Annotated in this window: 2 protein-coding genes and 1 pseudogene; 1 reads left to right on the top strand and 2 read right to left on the bottom strand. The window is 37.8% G+C overall.

The features are described 5' to 3' along the window. Positions 1-37 precede the first annotated feature (37 nt). On the bottom strand, positions 38-295 hold the full coding sequence (locus ACWATR_RS40150) for a hypothetical protein (protein WP_460345998.1): 258 nt from the start codon (positions 293-295) through the stop codon (positions 38-40). 195 nt (positions 296-490) lie between these two features. After that, entirely contained in the window at positions 491-628 is a 138-nt protein-coding gene (locus ACWATR_RS40145; RefSeq protein ID WP_460345996.1) for a hypothetical protein, read from the bottom strand. Between the two features lie 178 nt (positions 629-806). On the opposite strand from ACWATR_RS40145, the pseudogene ACWATR_RS40140 reads away from it, so the two are divergent. Next, positions 807-1243, top strand: a pseudogene (locus tag ACWATR_RS40140) (ISAzo13-like element transposase-related protein); the annotation flags it as partial.

The following is a 1243-nucleotide window of genomic DNA, read 5'->3' as shown; positions in this document are numbered from 1 at the left end:
GGACAATCAAAACAATTCAAAATTCAAAATTATTAATTCAAAATTGTACTTCTAGAAGGTTTGAAACCCGCCACTGATTGTTTAAATCAGTGCTTGCTCTGACTCGAAGTATAATTAATTCAAAATTTTTATTTATTCTTAATTTTGCATTTTGAATTTTGAATTTTGAATTCAAGAAATAGTCACCGTCACCTACGCTTACAACTGTAGCGGTAAGATTGTTGGCAAATACGGGTAACGACATTTGAGCTACAAGCAGAACGCTAATTGCAACAAAGGGAATTTTCGGAAGCATCTGTAGTAATAATCACTATATAATACTTATGATGCCCAGACAACTAATTAAAAGTAGCTAATAAAATCAGTAAAGTTAAATTAATAACCCAAATTGTTAGTTAACTTGAGGCTGCTCTTTTGTGCTGTGGACGCAATAGTAAGCGATCGCTTTTTTTCTTCGCTTATCCGTCGGGACACTAGCTCTTAAATGTGATTAGCGGTGCAGGGGTGATCCAAGGGAAGCAGTGCCGAACGCACGGAGCGTCTCCAAGAGTTGGCGGTAAACTACGCCCCTCAGTTCTAGTTTCAAGCTAGAACTGAGGGGCGTAGGCACAGCTCTAAAAATAGACATCGCATACCACCGATTTCCTATGCAAGAAAAAGCACTTACGCAATCGCGTGCAGAATGTGTTTAGTGATAGCTATCCTATTAGACAACCTGCCTGGGGAACTGTGTTGCGCCCATCGCTTGGTGTTTGTGACAGACTTTTTGATGGTTGAAGAAGAATTCAGGTATTCTGAATTCAGGAGTCAGAAAGCAACTAATAGAAAAGTATGGTTATAGCGATGAAAATTTGCATACATCAGAAACAATTCGAGTCAAATTAAATAATTTAGGTTACAAGCTCAAAAGGGTAAAGAAAGTTCAACCTCAAAAAAAATCCCACAAACTGATGCCATCTTTGAGCAGTTAGACCTAGTTAATATTGATGCTTCAGAAGATAAAAGTATTTTACGTCTAAGCATGGACGCAAAAGCTCGCGTTAAGATTGGCTCATTTGATCGCGAGGGTAAAAGCCGGGACGGAGCGAAAGCTGACGACCATGATTATAATCCAAAAACAACTGTAACTCCTTACGGTATATTTCTTCCAGAGGAGGATGAGCTATTTTTATACTTTACAGAATCAAAAGTTACAAGCGATTTTATTGTTGATATTTTAGAGGATTTTTGGTTAGAACAAAAG

It is taken from the genome of Nostoc sp. UIC 10890 (genome assembly GCF_054786515.1).
This window is presented reverse-complemented; position numbering and strand designations above follow the sequence as displayed.